This window comes from Streptomyces sp. A 4/2 (assembly GCF_940670765.1).
Taxonomy (GTDB): Bacteria; Actinomycetota; Actinomycetes; order Streptomycetales; family Streptomycetaceae; genus Streptomyces.
Genome location: NZ_CALNVW010000034.1, coordinates 101,863 through 121,451 on the forward strand (window position 1 = coordinate 101,863; position 19,589 = coordinate 121,451).

Annotated in this window: 13 protein-coding genes; 9 read left to right on the forward strand and 4 right to left on the reverse strand. The window is 70.9% G+C overall.

What is annotated here, in order from left to right:
• Positions 1–26 precede the first annotated feature (26 nt).
• The 5 genes from gltB (at position 27) to NBY69_RS25205 (ending at position 7,949) form a co-directional block, all read left to right on the forward strand.
• The gene (gltB, locus tag NBY69_RS25185) at positions 27–4,604 is read left to right on the forward strand and encodes a glutamate synthase large subunit (RefSeq protein WP_250303761.1); all 4,578 of its coding nucleotides are present in this window, start codon (positions 27–29) and stop codon (positions 4,602–4,604) included.
• Entirely contained in the window at positions 4,597–6,057 is a 1,461-nt protein-coding gene (locus NBY69_RS25190) for a glutamate synthase subunit beta (protein ID WP_250303762.1), read from the forward strand. The genes gltB and NBY69_RS25190 overlap by 8 nt, the downstream gene beginning before the upstream one ends.
• Before the next feature lie 182 nt (positions 6,058–6,239).
• Entirely contained in the window at positions 6,240–6,959 is a 720-nt protein-coding gene (locus NBY69_RS25195) for a VWA domain-containing protein (RefSeq protein ID WP_250303763.1), read from the forward strand.
• Positions 6,956–7,531, forward strand: coding sequence for a HutD family protein (locus tag NBY69_RS25200; protein WP_250303764.1), 576 nt, complete (start codon positions 6,956–6,958; stop codon positions 7,529–7,531). The genes NBY69_RS25195 and NBY69_RS25200 overlap by 4 nt, the downstream gene beginning before the upstream one ends.
• A 40-nt stretch (positions 7,532–7,571) precedes the next feature.
• A complete protein-coding gene (locus tag NBY69_RS25205) occupies positions 7,572–7,949 on the forward strand; it encodes a VOC family protein (protein WP_250303765.1) in 378 nt (125 codons plus the stop codon).
• 19 nt (positions 7,950–7,968) lie between these two features.
• Here the strand turns inward: NBY69_RS25205 and NBY69_RS25210 are convergent, their stop codons facing one another.
• Positions 7,969–8,340: a VOC family protein gene (locus NBY69_RS25210; RefSeq protein ID WP_250303766.1), complete on the reverse strand. Its 372-nt coding sequence runs from the start codon at positions 8,338–8,340 to the stop codon at positions 7,969–7,971.
• Between the two features lie 621 nt (positions 8,341–8,961).
• Between NBY69_RS25210 and NBY69_RS25215 the strand changes: the two genes are divergently transcribed.
• Positions 8,962–9,165 (forward strand): cold-shock protein, encoded by a 204-nt coding sequence (locus NBY69_RS25215; RefSeq protein ID WP_015607926.1) that lies wholly within the window; start codon positions 8,962–8,964, stop codon positions 9,163–9,165.
• A gap of 95 nt (positions 9,166–9,260) precedes the next feature.
• Positions 9,261–10,853, forward strand: a complete 1,593-nt coding sequence (locus NBY69_RS25220; RefSeq protein WP_250303767.1) for a DEAD/DEAH box helicase — start codon at positions 9,261–9,263, stop codon at positions 10,851–10,853.
• 82 nt (positions 10,854–10,935) lie between these two features.
• Here NBY69_RS25220 and NBY69_RS25225 read toward each other — a convergent pair whose 3' ends face one another.
• Both NBY69_RS25225 and NBY69_RS25230 read right to left on the reverse strand, forming a co-directional pair.
• Positions 10,936–12,465 carry an ankyrin repeat domain-containing protein gene (locus tag NBY69_RS25225; RefSeq protein WP_250303768.1) on the reverse strand — a complete coding sequence of 510 codons (1,530 nt, stop codon included), beginning with the start codon at positions 12,463–12,465 and terminating at the stop codon, positions 10,936–10,938.
• A gap of 94 nt (positions 12,466–12,559) precedes the next feature.
• Positions 12,560–13,450 (reverse strand): hypothetical protein, encoded by an 891-nt coding sequence (locus tag NBY69_RS25230; RefSeq protein ID WP_250303769.1) that lies wholly within the window; start codon positions 13,448–13,450, stop codon positions 12,560–12,562.
• Positions 13,451–13,594: 144 nt separating this feature from the next.
• On the opposite strand from NBY69_RS25230, the gene NBY69_RS25235 reads away from it, so the two are divergent.
• Both NBY69_RS25235 and NBY69_RS25240 read left to right on the forward strand, forming a co-directional pair.
• A complete protein-coding gene (locus NBY69_RS25235) occupies positions 13,595–14,383 on the forward strand; it encodes a trypsin-like serine protease (RefSeq protein ID WP_250303770.1) in 789 nt (262 codons plus the stop codon).
• A 185-nt stretch (positions 14,384–14,568) separates the two neighbouring features.
• Positions 14,569–17,664, forward strand: coding sequence for an endo-alpha-N-acetylgalactosaminidase family protein (locus NBY69_RS25240; protein ID WP_250303771.1), 3,096 nt, complete (start codon positions 14,569–14,571; stop codon positions 17,662–17,664).
• A 116-nt stretch (positions 17,665–17,780) separates the two neighbouring features.
• Here NBY69_RS25240 and NBY69_RS25245 read toward each other — a convergent pair whose 3' ends face one another.
• A complete protein-coding gene (locus NBY69_RS25245) occupies positions 17,781–19,529 on the reverse strand; it encodes a beta-galactosidase family protein (protein ID WP_250303772.1) in 1,749 nt (582 codons plus the stop codon).
• Between the last annotated feature and the right edge of the window lie 60 nt (positions 19,530–19,589).

Here is a 19,589-nt window from a genome sequence, read left to right on the forward strand (position 1 = left end):
ATGCCACGACGACGACGGGAGAGCCGATGCGCACCCACGCCTGGTCGCCCATGGACGGTCGCCCCGCCCAGCAGGGGCTGTACGACCCCCGCAACGAACACGACGCCTGTGGTGTCGGGTTCGTGGCCACTCTTACCGGTGTGGCCGGTCACGAACTGGTCGAGCAGGCGCTGACCGTACTGCGCAACCTCGAACACCGCGGCGCCACCGGCTCCGAGCCGGACTCCGGCGACGGCGCGGGAATCCTGCTCCAGGTACCGGACGCCTTCCTCCGCGAAGCCACCGGATTCGACCTCCCTGAGGCGGGCGCGTACGCCGTCGGCATCGCGTTCCTGCCGCTCGACGACAGCCCCGCAGCCGTCTCACGGATCGAGACGCTGGCCGCCGAAGAGGGCCTCACCGTCCTCGGCTGGCGCGAGGTCCCCGTCACCCCGGACCTCCTCGGCAGCGGCGCCCGCGCCACCATGCCGGAGTTCCGCCAGCTCTTCGTCGCCGACGCCCCGGACGGCGACGGCGCCCCCGCGACGGGCATCGCCCTCGACCGCAAGGCCTTCGTGCTGCGCAAGCGCGCCGAGCGCGAGGGCGGCGTCTACTTCCCCTCGCTCTCCGCCCGCACGATCGTCTACAAGGGCATGCTCACGACGGGGCAGCTGGAGCCGTTCTTCCCGGACCTCTCCGACCGCCGCTTCGCCACCACCGTCGCCCTGGTGCACTCGCGCTTCTCGACGAACACCTTCCCCAGCTGGCCGCTGGCCCACCCGTACCGCTTCGTCGCGCACAACGGCGAGATCAACACGGTCAAGGGCAACCGCAACTGGATGAAGGCCCGCGAGTCCCAGCTCGCGTCCGACCTCTTCGGACCGCAGAAGCTGGACCGGATCTTCCCCCTCTGCACCCCGGACGCCTCCGACTCCGCCTCCTTCGACGAGGTCCTCGAACTGCTCCACCTCGGTGGCCGCTCGCTGCCGCACTCGGTGCTGATGATGGTCCCCGAGGCGTGGGAGAACCACGACTCCATGGACCCGGCCCGCCGCGCGTTCTACCAGTACCACGCCACACTGATGGAGCCCTGGGACGGCCCGGCCTGCGTCACCTTCACCGACGGCACCCAGGTCGGCGCGGTCCTCGACCGCAACGGTCTGCGCCCCGGCCGCTACTGGGTCACCGACGACGGCCTCGTCGTGCTCTCCTCCGAGGTCGGCGTCCTCGACATCGACCCCGCGAAGGTCGTCCGCAAGGGCCGCCTCCAGCCCGGCAAGATGTTCCTCGTCGACACCGCGGAACACCGCATCATCGAGGACGACGAGATCAAGGCGGGCCTCGCCGCCGAGCAGCCGTACGCGGAATGGCTGGAGACCGGCGAGATCGAGCTGGAGGACCTCCCCGAGCGCGAGCACATCGTGCACACCCACGCCTCGGTCACCCGCCGCCAGCAGACCTTCGGCTACACCGAGGAAGAGCTGCGCGTCATCCTCGCCCCGATGGCCCGCACCTCCGGCGAACCCCTCGGCTCCATGGGCACCGACTCGCCGATCGCCGCGCTCTCCGCGCGCCCCCGGCTCCTCTTCGACTACTTCACCCAGCTCTTCGCCCAGGTCACCAACCCCCCGCTGGACGCCATCCGCGAGGAGCTCGTCACCTCGCTGCGCTCCACGCTCGGCCCGGCAGGCAACATCCTGGAGCCCAACGCCGCGTCCTGCCGCAGCGTGACACTGCCCTTCCCGGTGATCGACAACGACGAGCTGGCCAAGCTCATACACATCAACGCCGACGGCGACATGCCCGGCATGAAGGCCGCCACGCTCTCCGGCCTCTACCGGGTCGGCGGGGGCGGCGAATCCCTCGCCGCCCGGCTGAAGGAGATCTGCGACGAGACGGACGCCGCCATCGAGGCCGGCGCCCGGCTGATCGTCCTCTCCGACCGGCACTCCGACGCCGAGCACGCCCCGATCCCCTCGCTGCTGCTCACCTCCGCCGTCCACCACCACCTCATCCGTACCAAGCAGCGCACCCAGGTGGGCCTGCTGGTCGAGGCCGGTGACGTACGCGAGGTCCACCACGTCGCGCTGCTGATCGGATACGGCGCCGCCGCCGTCAACCCGTACCTCGCGATGGAGTCCGTCGAGGACCTCGTCCGCGCGGGCACCTTCATCGAGGGCCTGGAGCCCGAGCAGGCCATCCGCAACCTGATCTACGCGCTCGGCAAGGGCGTACTGAAGGTCATGTCCAAGATGGGCATCTCGACCGTCGCCTCGTACCGCGGCGCGCAGGTCTTCGAGGCCGTCGGCCTGGACCAGAGCTTCGTCGACACGTACTTCAACGGCACCGCCACCAAGATCGGCGGCGCCGGGATCGACATCGTCGCCACCGAGGTCGCCGCCCGGCACGCCAAGGCGTACCCGGCGTCCGGCATCTCCGCCTCGCACCGCAAGCTGGAGATCGGCGGCGAGTACCAGTGGCGCCGTGAGGGCGAGCCGCACCTGTTCGACCCGGAGACGGTCTTCCGCCTCCAGCACGCCGCGCGCTCCGGCCGCTACGACATCTTCAAGAAGTACACGGACCGGGTGAACGAACAGTCCGAGCGGCTGATGACCCTCCGCGGCCTCTTCGGCTTCAAGTCGGACCGGACGCCGATCTCCGTCGACGAGGTCGAGCCGGCCGCCGAGATCGTCAAGCGCTTCTCCACCGGCGCCATGTCGTACGGCTCCATCTCCAAGGAGGCGCACGAGACCCTCGCCATCGCCATGAACCAGCTGGGCGCCAAGTCCAACACCGGTGAGGGCGGCGAGGACGCCGACCGGCTCTACGACCCGGCCCGCCGCTCCTCCATCAAGCAGGTCGCCTCCGGCCGCTTCGGTGTGACCAGCGAATACCTGGTCAACGCGGACGACATCCAGATCAAGATGGCCCAGGGCGCCAAGCCCGGTGAGGGCGGCCAGCTGCCCGGCCACAAGGTCTACCCGTGGGTCGCGAAGACACGTCACTCGACGCCGGGCGTGGGCCTCATCTCCCCGCCGCCGCACCACGACATCTACTCGATCGAGGACCTGGCCCAGCTGATCCACGACCTCAAGAACGCCAACCCGGCGGCCCGCATCCACGTGAAGCTGGTCTCCGAGGTCGGCGTCGGCACGGTCGCCGCGGGTGTCTCCAAGGCACACGCGGACGTCGTCCTCATCTCGGGACACGACGGCGGAACGGGCGCCTCCCCGCTCACCTCGCTCAAGCACGCGGGCGGCCCCTGGGAGCTCGGCCTCGCCGAGACCCAGCAGACCCTGCTGCTCAACGGGTTGCGCGACCGCATCGTCGTGCAGACCGACGGCCAGCTGAAGACCGGCCGCGACGTGATCATCGCCGCGCTGCTCGGCGCCGAGGAGTTCGGCTTCGCGACCGCGCCGCTCGTCGTGTCCGGCTGCGTCATGATGCGGGTCTGCCACCTCGACACCTGCCCGGTCGGCATCGCCACCCAGAACCCGGTGCTGCGCGAGCGCTTCTCCGGCAAGGCCGAGTACATCGTCAACTTCTTCCGGTTCATCGCCGAAGAGGTCCGCGAGATCCTCGCCGAGCTGGGCTTCCGCACGGTCGAGGAGGCCGTCGGCCACGCCGAACTGCTCGACACCGAGCGGGCCGTGAACCACTGGAAGGCGCAGGGGCTCGACCTCAAGCCGCTCTTCCACGTACCGGATCTGCCCGAGGACGCGGCACGCCACCGGACCGCGGCGCAGGACCACGGCCTGGCGAAGGCGCTCGACAACCAGCTGATCAAGCTGGCCGCCGACGCGCTGGACGCCGACTCCGCCGAGTCGGCCCAGCCGGTCCGCGCGCAGGTCGCCATCCGCAACATCAACCGCACCGTCGGCACCATGCTCGGCCACGAGGTGACCAAGAAGTTCGGCGGTGCGGGCCTGCCCGACGACACCATCGACATCACCTTCACCGGCTCCGCGGGCCAGTCCTTCGGCGCCTTCGTCCCGCGCGGGGTCACGCTCCGGCTGGAGGGCGACGCCAACGACTACGTGGGCAAGGGCCTCTCCGGCGGCCGGATCGTCGTCCGCCCGGACCGCGGCGCCGACCACCTCGCCGAGTACTCCACCATCGCGGGCAACACCATCGCCTACGGCGCGACCGGCGGCGAGCTCTTCCTGCGCGGACGCACCGGTGAGCGGTTCTGCGTCCGCAACTCCGGCGCGACCGTCGTCTCGGAAGGCGTGGGCGACCACGGCTGCGAGTACATGACCGGCGGCCGTGCCGTGGTCATCGGCGAGACCGGACGCAACTTCGCGGCAGGCATGTCGGGCGGTGTCGCGTACGTCATCGACCTGGACCGCGACAACGTCAACATCGGCAACGCCGGAGCCGTCGAGGCCGTGGACGACACCGACAAGCAGTGGCTGCACGACGTCGTGCGCCGCCACCAGGAGGAGACCGGGTCCACCGTGGCCGGGAAGCTCCTCGACGAGTGGCACACCGCCGCGGACCGCTTCAGCAAGATCATCCCGACCACCTACAAGGCAGTGCTCGCCGCCAAGGACGCCGCTGAGCTGGCAGGTCTCACCGAGAACGAGACCACCGAGAAGATGATGGAGGCGGCGACCAATGGCTGACCCCAAGGGCTTTCTGACCACGGGACGTGAGGTCGCACGGACCCGCCCCGTCGACGAGCGGGTGAAGGACTGGAACGAGGTCTACGTTCCGGGATCCCTGCTGCCGATCATCAGCAAGCAGGCCGGCCGCTGCATGGACTGCGGGATCCCGTTCTGCCACAACGGCTGTCCGCTGGGGAACCTCATCCCCGAGTGGAACGACTACGCCTACCGCGAGGACTGGTCGGCGGCGAGCGAGCGGCTGCACGCCACCAACAACTTCCCGGAGTTCACCGGCCGCCTCTGCCCGGCGCCCTGCGAGTCGGCCTGTGTGCTCGCCATCAACCAGCCGGCCGTCACCATCAAGAACGTCGAAGTCTCGATCATCGACAAGGCCTGGGACAGCGGCGACGTCACCCCGCAGCCGCCCGAGCGCCTCTCCGGCAAGACGGTCGCCGTCATCGGTTCGGGCCCGGCGGGCCTCGCCGCCGCCCAGCAGCTGACCCGCGCCGGTCACACGGTCGCCGTCTACGAGCGCGCGGACCGCATCGGAGGACTCCTCCGGTACGGCATCCCCGCGTTCAAGATGGAGAAGTCGCACATCAACCGCCGTATCGAGCAGATGCGCGCGGAAGGCACCAAGTTCCGCACCGAGACGGAGGTCGGCCGCGACATCGACGCGGCGAAGCTCCGCCGCAGGTACGACGCGGTGGTCATCGCCGCCGGCGCGACCGTCTCCCGCGATCTGCCCGTACCGGGCCGCGAGCTGAACGGCATCCACTTCGCCATGGAGTACCTGCCGCTCGCCAACAAGGTGCAGGAGGGCGACCTCACGGTGGCCCCGATCACCGCCGAGGGCAAGCACGTCGTGGTCATCGGCGGCGGCGACACCGGCGCGGACTGCGTCGGCACGGCCCACCGGCAGGGCGCCGCCTCGGTGACCCAGCTGGAGATCATGCCCCGGCCCGGCGACGAGCGGAACGCCGCCCAGCCCTGGCCGACCTTCCCGATGCTCTACAAGGTCACCTCCGCGCACGAGGAGGGCGGCGAGCGGATCTACGCCGTGTCGACCACCCACTTCGAGGGCGATGAGGAAGGCAACGTCCAGTACCTGCACCTCGTCGAGGTGGAGTTCAAGGACGGCAAGCTGGAGCAGCAGCCGGGCACCGAGCGCCGCATCCCCGCCCAGCTGGTCACCCTGGCCATGGGCTTCACCGGAACCGACCAGGCCAACGGTCTGGTGCAGCAGTTCGGCCTGGAACTCGACACCCGCGGCAACATCGCCAGGGACGCCGACTTCGCGACCAATGTCCCCGGCGTGTACGTTGCTGGGGACGCGGGCCGCGGCCAGTCGCTGATCGTCTGGGCGATCGCCGAGGGCCGCTCGGCGGCGCGTGGTGTGGACCGTTTCCTCACCGGCGCCAGCGAGCTGCACGCCCCGATCAAGCCGACGGACCGCGCACTGGTCGTCTGACGGCCCACCGATACGTCCCGCACAATGGTGTGCGGGCCGGGAACAGCCGGGGGACACCTCCGGACCCCCGGCACCCGGCGCCTGCCTTGTCCCCGACCGGACACTGGGTGGGCGCCGTGGCGCGTCCCGGGCCGTGTCGTAATCTCGGCTGCTCCGGCCCACCTGAGCGAGCGGAGCGTCGTATGGCCATCAGCCTCCAGAAGATGCAGGAGACGGCGCCCGCGCTGGTCAGCCTGTACAAGACCGCGGGGATATCCCTGCGCAAGAACGGGCTCCAGGGGGAGCGCGCCGCGGTCTACCTGGTGCTCGACTACTCGGGCTCGATGAAGCGGTACTACGACGACGGCAGCGTCCAGGCCCTCGCCGACCGGGTGCTCGGCCTCTCCGCCCACCTCGACGACGACGGGAGCGTCCCCGTCGTCTTCTTCTCCACCGAGGTCGACGCGGTGGAGGAGATCGGACTCGGCGACCACGCGGGCCGCGTCGCGGAGATCGCCGCAGGGCTGGGCCACATGGGCGTGACCAGCTACGACGCCGCGATGGACGCGGTCATCGACCACTATCTCGACAGCGGCCCGACGGCGCCCGCGCTCGTCGTCTTCCAGACCGACGGCGGTCCGGCCGTCAAGAGCCTGGCCGAACGGTACGTCTGCAAGGCGGCGAAGCTCCCGCTGTTCTGGCAGTTCGTCGGCTTCGGCAACCCGAAGAGCAAGCAGTTCGACTTCCTCCGCAAGCTCGACGAACTCTCGGTGCCCGAGCGCCGGCCCGTCGACAACGCCGGTTTCTTCCACGCGGGCAAGGACCCCCGGAAGGTCTCCGACGAGGAGCTGTACGACCGGCTGACAGCGGAGTTCCCGCTCTGGCTGCGGGCCGCGCGGGCGAACGGGACGGTGCGGGCATGACGGTACGGATCCTGCGGGCGGCCGACCGGACGGCGGCCCCCTGGAAGAACGGCGGCGGAGTGACCCGTGAGATCGCCGCCCGGCCCGAGGGCGCGGGGACGGACACCTTCGCCTGGCGGGTGAGCCTCGCGGAGGTCGGCGCCGACGGGCCGTTCTCCGTGTTCCCCGAAGTCGCCAGGACCCTGACGGTGGCCGAGGGCGCCGGGATGGAACTCACGGTGGGCGGTGAGCGGCGCCGGGTCGCCGAGCGGTTCGCGCCGCAGGACTTCGCCGGTGACACGGAGACGTACGGCAGGCTGCTGGACGGCCCCGTCGTGAACTTCAACGTGATGTACCGCAGGGCACTCACCGAGGCGCTCACCTCGGTCGTACGGGGCAGGACCGCCGTCGGCGTCCCGCCGGGTGCGACCGTACTGATCGTGGCGCTGGACGGCGCAGCGGTCCTGGAGGACGCCGGGGTCGCCCTGGGGCCGGGGGACGCCGCGCTGGTCACCGGGGACGCCCCGGGCGTACTGCGGGCCGACGGGCACACCGCGCTCGTCACCCTGCGGGACCGGGTCCCGGACGCCTGAATTCCCTTGCGCCGCAGGCGTGTTGCGGCATGATGCGATCATGACTTCGTTTGTACGCCATGTGACGGTCGACTGCGCCGACGCCTACCGGCTCGGCAGTTTCTGGGCCAAGGTGCTCGACATCCCGTTGACCGACGAGGACAAGCCCGGTGACCCCGAGGCGCTCATCCAGGCCCCCGGCTTCGGCCTGTTGTTCATCCAGGTCCCGGAGCCCAAGGCGGTGAAGAACCGGCTGCATCTGGACCTTCAGCCGACGGACCGCACCCGCGAGGAAGAGGTCGAGCGGCTGCTGGAGCTGGGGGCCACCCTCGTCGAGGACCACCGGCGGCCGGACGGCCGGGGGTGGGCGACGCTCGCCGACATCGAGGGCAACGAGTTCTGCGTCGAGCGCAGCACGGGCGAGCGGTCCGCCGGCTGAGCCCGCCCGTGGTCCCGGCTCAGTGCCGGACCAGGCAGAAGGGGTGTCCGGCGGGGTCCGCGTAGATCCGCCAGTCCGCTGCGCTGTCGTCGAGCAGATGGGCACCCGCGTCGAGCACCTCGACCTCGGCGCGGTCCAGGTCGGGGACGCCGAAGTCCAGATGGAACTGCTGGGGCCGGGTCGGGTCGGGCCAGGCCGGCGGGTGGTAGTTCTCCGCGCGCTGGAAGCAGAGGACCAGCCCGGCCGTGGTGTGCAGCGTCGACCAGTCCGCGCTGAGCGCCCAGCGGGGGTCGGGCCGGTTGACGCTGCCGCCGAGTACCGACTCGTAGAACGCGGCCAGGCCGGCGGGGTCGGGGCAGTCCAGCACTATGCACTGCAGTTCGGCGATCATGCCGGGAATCCTAGGCTGCGGAGGCTCCCGCCCGGCACGCGGAGTGGGGTGCCCGGAACCTCACCGGCCGGACGCGTCCCGAGGGCCGTGCCCGCCGCCCCGTGCGGCCGGAGGGAATGGCCGAAAAAGAGCGAGGATCCTTCGCACGGATGAACGTCAACAGAACGGCGATTGTGTCGTCACCCGTAGGGGAACCGGCCCGCGCGGCGGACGGGCCGGAGTTTCGGCCGGTGCCGCACGCGGGCGAATACTTTTTTCCGGTACCCCCTGGGTGGGCCGCACCGATACGCACGGCTGCCGGAAGTGCCGGGACTTCGAGGCCAACTGTGCTTCCGGAAGGACCGAGTTGAGCTTCGGCCGAGGTGGGAGCACGGACCCGGGCCGGTCGGCGCCCCGGGTCGGAGATCGTTTGACTCCGCCCCGCGTCCACACATCCGGGCGGCAGACGTGCTAGGCTGACGTTGTTGCAGTTTTGGTACCCATGAACTTTATGTGCGCCTGACGGGAATGCTCCGACAGGCGCATTATTGTTTTCCGGCTTTCTCCGGATGGGGTTCAATGCGGCGACGCGGAATTCGTAAAGTGCGAATTTCCGGCACTGCACCTGTTGAGGAGAATGTTATGGCCACCGGTACCGTGAAGTGGTTCAACTCGGAAAAGGGCTTCGGCTTCATCGAGCAGGACGGCGGCGGCGCCGACGTCTTCGCCCACTACTCCAACATTGCCACCCAGGGCTTCCGTGAGCTCCAGGAGGGCCAGAAGGTCTCCTTCGACGTCACGCAGGGCCAGAAGGGCCCGCAGGCGGAGAACATCGTCCCGGCCTAATTGTCGGACGCGTACCTCGCTGACCGGGGCCCGCACCTCCATGGTGCGGGTCCCGGTTTGTGCTGTCCTACACCTGGCAGGAAGGCTAGAACTGCATGACCCGCTCCGCTGAACGCCCGGCACGCCCCGCACGCAACAGTCCGTCGAGGGGCCGAGGCAAGGCCCCCGCAAAGTCTCCGGCCCGCAAGGCAGCTCCCAGGCCTGCCGAATTCACGCTGCCGGACACCATCACCCCCGCGCTGCCCGCCGTCGAGGCCTTCGCCGAGCTGGACATGCCCGCCGCACTCCTGAAGACCCTCGCGGCCCAGGGCGTGACCGACCCCTTCCCGATCCAGGCAGCGACCCTGCCGAACTCCCTCGCGGGCCGCGACCTCCTCGGCCGCGGACGCACGGGATCCGGCAAGACCCTCGCCTTCGGACTCGCGCTGCTCGCCCGGGTCGCGGGCCGCCGCGCCGAGCCGAAGGCACCGCTCGTCCTCGTCCTGGTCCCCACCCGTGAACTGGCGCAGCAGGTCACCGACGCCCTGACCCCGTACGCCACCGCGGTGAACCTGCGGCTCGCCACGGTCGTCGGCGGCATGTCCATCGCCAAGCAGTCCGGCACCCTGCGCCGCGGCGCCGAGGTGCTCGTGGCCACCCCCGGGCGGCTCAAGGACCTCATCGAGCGCGGCGACTGCCGCCTCGACCAGGTCGGCATCACGGTGCTCGACGAGGCCGACCAGATGGCCGACATGGGCTTCATGCCGCAGGTCACCGCGCTGCTGAAGCAGGTCGAGCCGGGCGGCCAGCGGATGCTGTTCTCCGCGACCCTGGACAAGAACATCGACCGCCTGGTCAAGATGTTCCTCACCGACCCCGTCGTGCACTCCGTCGACCCGTCCGCGGGCGCGGTCACCACGATGGACCACCACGTGCTGTACGTCGCCGACGAGACCGACAAGAAGGCCGTCACCACGCGCATCGCCGCCCGCGACGGCCGGGTGATCCTCTTCCTGGACACCAAGCGGTCCGTGGACCGGCTCGTGAAGCGGCTGCTCGCCAGCGGCGTACGGGCGGGCGGACTGCACGGCGGCCGTTCCCAGCCGCAGCGCAACCGCACCCTCGACCAGTTCAAGAACGGGCAGGTCACCGCGCTCGTCGCGACGAACGTCGCAGCGCGCGGCATCCACATCGACGACCTCGACCTGGTCGTGAACGTCGACCCGCCCACCGACCACAAGGACTATGTCCACCGCGGCGGGCGCACCGCCCGCGCCGGTGAGTCCGGCAGCGTCGTCACGCTCGTACTCCCGGAGCAGAAGCGGGAGATGACCCGGCTGATGTCGGACGCGGGCATCACCCCGCAGACCGCCCGGGTCAAGTCCAGCGACGAGGAACTCACCCGGATCACCGGGGCGCAGGAGCCCTCCGGGGTGGCCGTCGTCGTCGACGTGCCGCAGCAGGCCACCGCCCCGCAGCGGCGCTCCCGGCCCAGCAGGCCCGCGGCGGGTGCCGCCGGGTCGTCCGGCCAGGCGCGCGGCAGCCGCGGACGCCGTGGCGGTCAGGGCCGCGCAGGCCAGGCCCAGGCCGGCGGCCAGGGCCGTGGCGCACAGAGCCAGGGCGGTCAGGGCCGCGGCGGAGCAGGCCGTGGCGCACAGGGCCGCGGCAGCAGCCAGGGCGGACAGGGCGGTCGCAGGGCCGCCGCCTGATCTCGTCCGGGGCGGAGGCGGGGTGCACACTCACCCTGCCTCCGCTTTCGTGTGTCCGCCCTCCGGGAACGAGGCGGCGCGGTCAGCGGCAGCGCGGCAGCGTCCGCTCCAACCGGCTCCGCACCGCCGGATCGGCCACGTCGCCGACCGCCTCCAGCGCCGTGCCGTGCGCGTAACCGTCCGGGTCCTCGTCCGCCAGGATCCGGATCAGCGTGTCCGTGGCGCGCGGATCCCCGCGCATCACCAGACCGCGGGCCGCCTCGGCCGCCGTGTCCGGATCGGCATCGTCCAGCCGGGCCGCCAGCGCCTCCCGCAGCCGCGGGGTGTCCGCGTCCACCGTCGCCAGACCCAGCGTGGCCCAGTCCCGCACCCGGGGATGCGAGTCCTCACTCAGTACGATCAGCGCGTCCACCGCGGCACTGTCCGCCGCCTCGACCAGACCGTGCAGCGCGAGCGCCACCCGCAGCCGTACCTCCGCGTCCGGGTGCCCGGCGTGACGCAGGATCGCGGGGAGCGCGGCCCGGTCATCGTGGTGGCCCAGCGCCTGCACCACCGACGCGATCAGCACGTCGCCCCCGGCCGAATCCGCTGCCTGCGCCGTACGGTCGGCCAGATCCAGCAGCAACGGCAGACTGCGCGCGACGAACGGCCTGTTCTGCGTGGCGAAGCCCAACTGCCCCAGCACATCCGCCGCGAACGCCCGCTGCAGCGGATCCGCGCTCGCCGCCCGGGCCACCGCCGCCTGGAAGGTCTCCTCGTCCCCCCGCAGCTGCAGCGCGTGCATCGCCTCGGCCCAGTCGTCGTCCGCCGGATCCCCGCAGCGCAGCGCCCGGTCGGCCAACTCCTCGAACGGCGCCCGGATCCCCAGCTCCGCCTCCAGCAGCGTGGCGATCGCCGCATGGCCGCTCTGCTGCTCGGCGCCCGCCCAGGGCGCACCCGCACCGACCAGCTCGACCAGGACCGTCACCCCGCCCTCCTCGACGACCCGGCGCGCGACCGAACCGAACGCGCCCCCGTAACTCTCCTCCAGCTGCCGACGCGCCTCCTGCTCGGTGTCCAGCGCGAGCCACCGCCGCGCCTCGTCGAGAGCGGCCCGCTGCGACCCGGCGTCCGCACCGTGCCGCAGCAGCACCCGTACGGTCTCCGCCGACCCGCGCGTCACCGCCGCCACCAACGGCAGCACCCCGCCGGGACCCGGCGCACCAGGATCGGCGCCGGCTTCGAGCAGCGCCTCCGCCGTCCTCGCGTACCCCGCCCGGACCGCCCACGACAGCGCCGTGAAGTCGAACTCCTCCCGCCGGTCCGGCTCCGCGCCCGCCGCGAGCAGCGCCCGCACGACCTCGGTGTGACCACCGCTGGCGGCCCCGCACAGCGGCAGATCCACGCCGTCACGGCCGCTCGCCCCGTCAGGATCGGCGCCCGCCGCGAGCAGCAGCCGTACGATGCCGGGCTCGTTGCTGACCGACGCCCGGTAGAGCGCCGTCTCCCCGCTCTCCCCGTCGGTCGTACCGGCCGGGACCCCCGAGCGCAGCAGCCGCACCACGGCGTCGTCGTCCCCGCCGTGCACCGCCTCGAACAGTTCATCGCACCCGGTCGCCCGCTCCTGCGTCATGACGCGACCCTCCCCCCTGCGCGCGCCGTCCCGCAAGGCGGTTTCGCCCACCGGAACCCACGGGAACTCACCGGAACCCACCGGAACCGGAGCGCTACGTGTCACATTCCAGCACCGTGCGGCAGAGCCCGCAGCGCGCCCGCACCCGCCCCCGCACGGGCACCCGGATGCGCTGACAGCAGGTGGGGCAGGGAAAGCTGACGCGCAGTCCGTCCGCACCCTGCTCGAAGGCGTACGGCGCACCGGGGGAGCCGTGCCCGCCGTGCTTCAGCGCAGCCGCGCGGTTCCTGGCGTAGGCCCGGCGGCCCGACCGGCCCGCCGCGGTCAGCGGCGGCTGCCGCCCGTCCTGCCCGGCCAGGGCCGACCCCTTGGTGTACGCCGCATACGCCTGCGGACTGGTGAACCAGATCGCCGGGTCCTCGTCGAAGACCAGCGCCCGCTTGGCCAGGACGTACCCGAACTCCTCCGGAGTGAGATACCCGAGCTTCTGGCTGGACACCCCGTCCTCGCGGAACGCGTCCAGCAACAGCCAGCCCGCACCCAGATACGTCGTCACGGTGTCGGTGAGGATCTCGTTGTCCCGGGTACCGGGGAAGGCCAGGTCCAGCCGGTGCAGCAGCACATGCGCGACCTCGTGCGCGAGGGCCGCGCCGATGTCCTCGCGGTGCGTGCGGAAACGGTCGTTGAGCTCGATGAAGTACTCCGGCCCCGCGGCCAGTTCGACCCCGGCCGCATGCTGCATCTCACGGAAACTGACGATCAGGCGGGCATCCGGCAGCCGGAAGTGCTGGACCAGCGCACGGGCCACCCGCTGCGCGCCCGGATACAGGTCGTCCAGATCGGAGAAAGCCACATCGACCGGCGCGACACTCGGCGCGTAACCGCGGATGCCGTCGTACGAGAGGCGTTTGTGGAGCGCCGTGATGGCCGCCCGGACCGTGTCCAGGTGCGGAAAACCGTGCACGACCTCGCTGCCGCCCGTCACGGACCCCACTGTAACGACCCCACCCGCGGGCCGGGTGAGGTCGTACGGCCGGGCGGAAACCCCGTACAGCGGCCATGGTCGTGGGAACGATCCCTTCCGGACCGCGGGATCACGAATCCCGAGCCCCCCACGAGAGGAAGCCCGTTGAACCAGCGCATGCGCCACCTCGGCCGAGGCGCGGCCACAGCCGCCGCGGCCCTCGCCGCTCTCAGCCTGCAGCCCGCCCCGTACGCGTCCGCGTCCGCCTCACCCGTGCCCGTCGTCGGCGGTACCCGGGTGGCCGAGGGCCAGTTCCCCTTCATGGTGCATCTCTCCCGGGGCTGCGGCGGCGCCCTCTACGCCAAGGACATCGTCCTGACCGCCGCACACTGCGTACCCGCGACGGGGAACAACACCTCCATCACCGCCACCGCCGGCTCCATCGACCTGCAGAGCCCCCGCGCCGTCCACATCACCTCCACCAAAGTCCTCCGCGCCCCCGGCTACCACGGCAAGGGCAAGGACTGGGCGCTGATCAAACTGGCCCGGCCGTTCGAGCTCCCCAGGCTCCCGATCGTCACCGATACGGCCTACGACCAGGGAACTTTCACCATCGTGGGCTGGGGATCGACGAGCGAGGACGGCGGCCAGGAACGCTACCTGCGCAAGGCGACCGTGCCCTACGTCCCGGACGACCAGTGCCAGAAGGCGTACGGAACGGGGCTCACCCCCACCGACGAGATCTGCGCCGGATACGTCGACCAGGGCGGCACCGACACCTGCCAGGGCGACTCCGGCGGACCGATGTTCCGCAAGGACGACCACGGGGCGTGGATCCAGGTCGGGATCGTCAGCTGGGGCCAGGGTTGCGCCGAGCCCGGATACCCGGGCATCTACACCCAGCTGTCCACCTTCGCCGCGGACATCGAGGCAGCGGCGGACACACTCAAGTGACGCCACGGCAGCCCTCCCGGTCGACAACCCCGGTAAAGGGCCGGTCAAAGCGCCGGACGTGAACGGCGGGCAAAGCGGCGGATAACGCTTTAGTCCAACACCTGTTCCTCCTTTGTCCATAGGCGCACACGCCCCGCCCCTCCATCGTGACGTGCACGGATGATCGTCGCGATGGAGGAGCGAGCGTGCACGAACAAGACCGAGGGCCCAGCCGCAGGACAGTTGTCGCCGCCACCGCACTGGCCGGTGTCGGCGCGGCATTCGTCACCCCGTCCGCCTTCGCGGCGGACGCCGGGACCAAGGGCTCCGGGAACGCCGGTCCGGCCGAGGCCGTACTGCGCTCCGACGCCCTCGACGTGCGCGTCGACCGGGCCTTCCCGCGCATCGTGTCCTACACCGACCGCAAGACGGGCGCCCTGCTGCACGGGCAGGAGGACCAGGTCACCTCCGTACTCATCGACGGAACGGCACACACCCCGCGCGTCACCTCGGCCCCCGGCCGGGACCGCATCACCTACACCCTCACCTTCGACGGCGGCACCCGCATCGACATCACGATCGCCGTCGACGGCTGGCAGACCGACTGGCGGGTGACCCGGATCGCGGACACCGCCGCGCTGCGCGTCGGAACGCTGGAGATCCCCGGACTCGCGTTCCTCTCCGTACGCAGCGACCAGCCCGGCGCCGCACTCCTCGCCGCCAAGCTCGACCTGGACAAGGCGAAGAGCGGCGACACCCTGGTCAAGGTCACCGCGGACAGCCCGGCGGACGGGGCGCCCGTCGGCTGCGCCTACGCGGTACTGGCACACGACCACCTCGGGGCAGCGGTCGAGACCAACACCGTCTACGACAACCCCAGCGCCACCCCCGGAGCCACCTGGGAGAACGGCCGCCTCTGGCGGCAGACCCTGCACCGGGACGGCTACGTCAAGGCGCAGCTGGCCTGCGGGCAGTGGACCCACCGGGCCGCCACCTCACCCGTCGACGCCACCGAACCGCTGCCCTACGCGACCGTCGTCCTCACCCGGGACCGCAACGGCGACGGGATCGTCGACTGGCAGGACGCCGCCATCGCCTTCCGCGACATCATGGTGACCCCGCTCGGCGCGGACGACACCCACCTGCGGGTCGTCCCGCACATCCCCTTCAACTTCGCCTCGCAGGCCACCAACCCCTTCCTGGCGACCCTCGACAACGTCAAGCGGATCTCGCTCGCCACCGACGGACTGCGCCAGTACACCCTGCTCAAGGGCTACCAGTCGGAGGGCCACGACTCCGCCCACCCCGACTACGCGGGCAACTACAACAAGCGCGCCGGAGGCCTCGCCGACCTCAACACCCTGGTCAAAGAAGGCCGGAAGTGGAACAGCGACTTCAGCGTCCACGTCAACGCCACCGAGTCGTACCCCGTGGCGAACGCCTTCTCCGAGAAGCTCGTCGACAAGACCAACGAGCAGTGGGACTGGCTCGACCAGTCCTACCGCATCGACTCACGGCGTGACCTGGTCTCCGGCGACATCATCAAGCGCTTCAAGGACCTGCGCAAGGAGACCGACCCCGCGCTCAACACGATCTACATCGACGTGTTCCGCGAGTCCGGCTGGAACTCCGACCGCCTCCAGCGCGCCCTGCGCGAACAGGGCTGGCTCGTCTCCAGCGAATGGGGCCACGGCCTTGAGCGCTCCTCGCTCTGGTCGCACTGGGCCAACGAGACCGACTACGGCGGCGACACCTCCCGCGGCATCAACTCCCAGCTGATCCGCTTCATCCGCAACCACCAGAAGGACGTCTTCTCCAACAAGTGGCCCACCCTCCTCGGTGCGGGCCGCATGGGCAACTTCGAGGGCTGGACCAACAAGGTCGACTGGAACACCTTCTACGACATCGTCTGGACCGAGGGCCTGCCCGCGAAGTACCTCCAGGCCTACCCGGTCAAGCGGTGGACCGAGCACGAGATCAGCTTCTTCGGCCCCACCGGAACCGTCGTCGACGACACGGCCGGCCGGCGCATCACCACCGACGGACGCGTCGTCTACGCCGACGGCAGCTACCTGCTGCCCTGGGAGCCCCGCAAGGCCACCGACCCGGACAAGCTCTACCACTACAACCCCAAGGGCGGCAACACCAGTTGGCAGCTGCCGCGCGGCTGGTCCGGCTCCTCCCGCGTCGCCCTGTACAAGCTCACCGACCAGGGCCGGGTCCACACCGGTGACCTGACGGTCCGCTCCGGCAAGGTCACCGTCGACGCCACCGCCGGACAGCCCTACGTGCTGTACCGCTCCCGCGCCGCAGCCCTCGCCGCCCCCCAGTGGGGCCAGGGCACCCCCGTCTACGACCCCGGGTTCAACTCCGGCTCCCTGAAGGGCTGGCAGACCCAGGGCCCCGCCTCCGTCGTCCGCAACGAGATCGGCGACTACGAACTCGTCATCGGCGCGGGCGCCGCCACCACCGTCGGCCAGCGCCTCGGACGCCTGCGCGCCGGTACCTACGTCGCCTCCGTACAGGTCGAGGTGGGCAGCACGGCGGGGGAGCAGCGCCGGGCCGCACTGGAGATCCGCACCGCCGACGGGGTCACCGCCAGCAACTGGACCGACACGTCGAGCGCGGGCAACTACGTCGCGGCCGACCGCAAGCACGACACCCGCTTCCAGCGGATGTTCACGTACTTCACCGTGCCGGAGAGCGGCGGCCGGGTCGACCTGACGCTGCGGGCCGCGGCGGGCGACGCACGGGTGCGGTTCGACAACGTCCGGATCGCCGAGGCCGTGCCCACCACGAAGACCGGCACGCTGGCCTTCGAGGACTTCGAGAACGTCCCGCAGGGCTGGGGCGTCTTCGTCAAGGGCGACGCGGGCGGCTCCACCGACCCCCGCACGCACATCGCGCAGCGCCACGCGCAGTTCACCCAGCGCGGCTGGAACGGCAAGGCCATCGACGACGTCATCGACGGCGGCCAGTCCCTCAAGTCCCGCGGCGAGAACGACGGCCTCGTCTACCGGACCGTGCAGCACACCGTCCGCTTCGAGGCGTCCAAGCGCTACCGCGTCTCCTTCCGGTACGAGAACGACACGGCCGGCCAGTACGCCTGGATCACCGCCGTCGACGAGCCCGCGGCACGCGAACTGGACCGCAAGGAACTGCCGGTCGCCACCGAACCGACCCTGCTGAGCTACGAGTTCACCGCACCGGCCGGGGGCGACACCTGGGTGGGCCTGCGCAAGGTCGGCGACGACGGAGTCGCCGAGTTCGCACTCGACGCCTTCGAGGTCCGCGAGGTGTAGCAGAGGCGCACGAGAGACAACACGCACACACACGGATGGCCGGTCCTCACCGAGGACCGGCCATCCGTCTCACTCACCCGCCGTACGGAACCGGGCCCCGTGCCCGGCGGCCCGCGTCAGCGGAACCTCAGACGCGGCCCACCCCCGGACCCCGCACCGGAACCCGGCTCGGCGCCCGCCAGTTCCAGCACCCACACCTCGTTCTCCCCCTCACGCAGCACCGGCCCCGGCACGAACAGCGAATCCTGCGGACCGGCCGACCAGTAGCGGCCCAGACAGAAACCGTTCACCCACACGAACCCCCGTTCCCAGCCCGGCAGTTCCAGCGTCGCGTCACCCGCACCGGACACCTCGAACGTGCCCCGGTGCAACCCCCGCCCCCCGGGCTCCGCCGCCCGGAACGGCAGCTTCGTGACCGCCCCCGCGTCGTCGAACGCGTCCAGCCGCAGACCACGCGCACGCACCCCGTGCAGATACTGCCGCTCGTGCAGCACCCCACCCGTGAGCCCCTTCGCCTCACCCACCAGCGGACCGTAGTTGACCCGCCCCAGCGACTCCACCCACAACTCCACCGAAGCGGGCCCCGCCACCGGAGCACCCAGCTCGGTCCGCACCCCGTCGACGAACATCAGCGCCGTGTCACGCAAGCCCGGCACCGTCAGCGGATACGGACGGCGCGTACCCGGCACCTTCACCCGGTAGCGGACCAGACCGCGGTCCACGTCCAGCTCCTCGAACGTCGGCGGCACCCCCGTCTCCTCCTCGGGACCGCCCAGCGCGTCCGTCACCTCCCCGAGCGGCACCCACTCGGGCAGCACGGCGTCGACCGGCGCCCCGAGCGCGTCCGGCGCCGCGGGCAGCTCCGGCAGCGGACCGTCCGCGTACTCGGCGAGCACCTCACGGAACAGCCAGAACTTCTCCGTCGGCCGCCCGTACTCGTCGACCGGCGCACCGTAGTCGTACGACGTCACGGTCGGCTGCAGCTCACCGTCGTGCAGGTCACCGGAGCGGTTCGCGCCCGCCCACCCGGCGAAGTTCGTCCCCCCGTGCGCCATGTACACATTCACCGAGGCGCCGCACTCCAGGATCTCCCGCAACGCCCGCGCCGCGTCCGCCGGATCCCGTACGACCGGCTCGGCCGCCCAGTGGTCGAACCAGCCGCACCAGAACTCCATGCACATCAGCGGGCCCTTCGGCTGATGGCGGCGCAGCACGTCGAAGCCCTCCCGCGCGCCCGCCCCGAAGTTCGCCGTGGCCAGCACACCCGGCACCGAACCACCCGTCAGCATGTGATCCTCGGGCCCGTCCGACGTGAACAGCGGCACACTCACCCCCAGCCGCCGCAACAGCCCCGCGAGATGGCGCAGATACACCTGGTCGGAGCCGTAACTGCCGTACTCGTTCTCGACCTGCACCATGATCACCGCACCGCCCCGGTCGATCTGCCGGGGCACCACCTCACGCAACAGACGGTGGAACCAGCGATCCACATGACGCAGATACTCAGCGTCACGCGTCCGCACCCGCCGGCCCAACGACCCGGTCAGCCAGTGCGGCAGCCCGCCGTTCTCCCACTCGGCGCAGATGTACGGACCCGGGCGCACGATCGCCCACAGCCCGGCCTCGTGCGCCGCGTCCAGGAACCGGCCCAACGCCTGCACATCATGGAATCGTCCCTGCTGAGGCTCGTGCAGATTCCATGGGACATACGTCTCCACAGCATTGAGCCCCATGGCCCGGAGCATCGCCAGCCGATGCCCCCACTGCCCCTCGTGCACCCGGAAATAGTGCAATGCCCCCGACAGCAGCCGCACCGGCCGCCCGTCCATCCGGAAATCCTCGTCACCCACCGTGAAATCAGCCACGTTGCCACCTTGACCCCTGGCGGCGATCCGGTCCATGGACAAAGATCAGCACTCATTGGA

Excerpts from the sequence above, each read along its gene's own strand:
- gltB (WP_250303761.1), top strand. The coding sequence starts at position 27 with ATGCGCACCCACGCCTGGTCGCCCATGGACGGTCGCCCCGCCCAGCAG.
- NBY69_RS25190 (WP_250303762.1), top strand. The coding sequence starts at position 4,597 with ATGGCTGACCCCAAGGGCTTTCTGACCACGGGACGTGAGGTCGCACGG.
- NBY69_RS25195 (WP_250303763.1), top strand. The coding sequence starts at position 6,240 with ATGGCCATCAGCCTCCAGAAGATGCAGGAGACGGCGCCCGCGCTGGTC.
- NBY69_RS25200 (WP_250303764.1), top strand. The coding sequence starts at position 6,956 with ATGACGGTACGGATCCTGCGGGCGGCCGACCGGACGGCGGCCCCCTGG.
- NBY69_RS25205 (WP_250303765.1), top strand. The coding sequence starts at position 7,572 with ATGACTTCGTTTGTACGCCATGTGACGGTCGACTGCGCCGACGCCTAC.
- NBY69_RS25210 (WP_250303766.1), bottom strand. The coding sequence starts at position 8,340 with ATGATCGCCGAACTGCAGTGCATAGTGCTGGACTGCCCCGACCCCGCC.
- NBY69_RS25215 (WP_015607926.1), top strand. The coding sequence starts at position 8,962 with ATGGCCACCGGTACCGTGAAGTGGTTCAACTCGGAAAAGGGCTTCGGC.
- NBY69_RS25220 (WP_250303767.1), top strand. The coding sequence starts at position 9,261 with ATGACCCGCTCCGCTGAACGCCCGGCACGCCCCGCACGCAACAGTCCG.
- NBY69_RS25225 (WP_250303768.1), bottom strand. The coding sequence starts at position 12,465 with ATGACGCAGGAGCGGGCGACCGGGTGCGATGAACTGTTCGAGGCGGTG.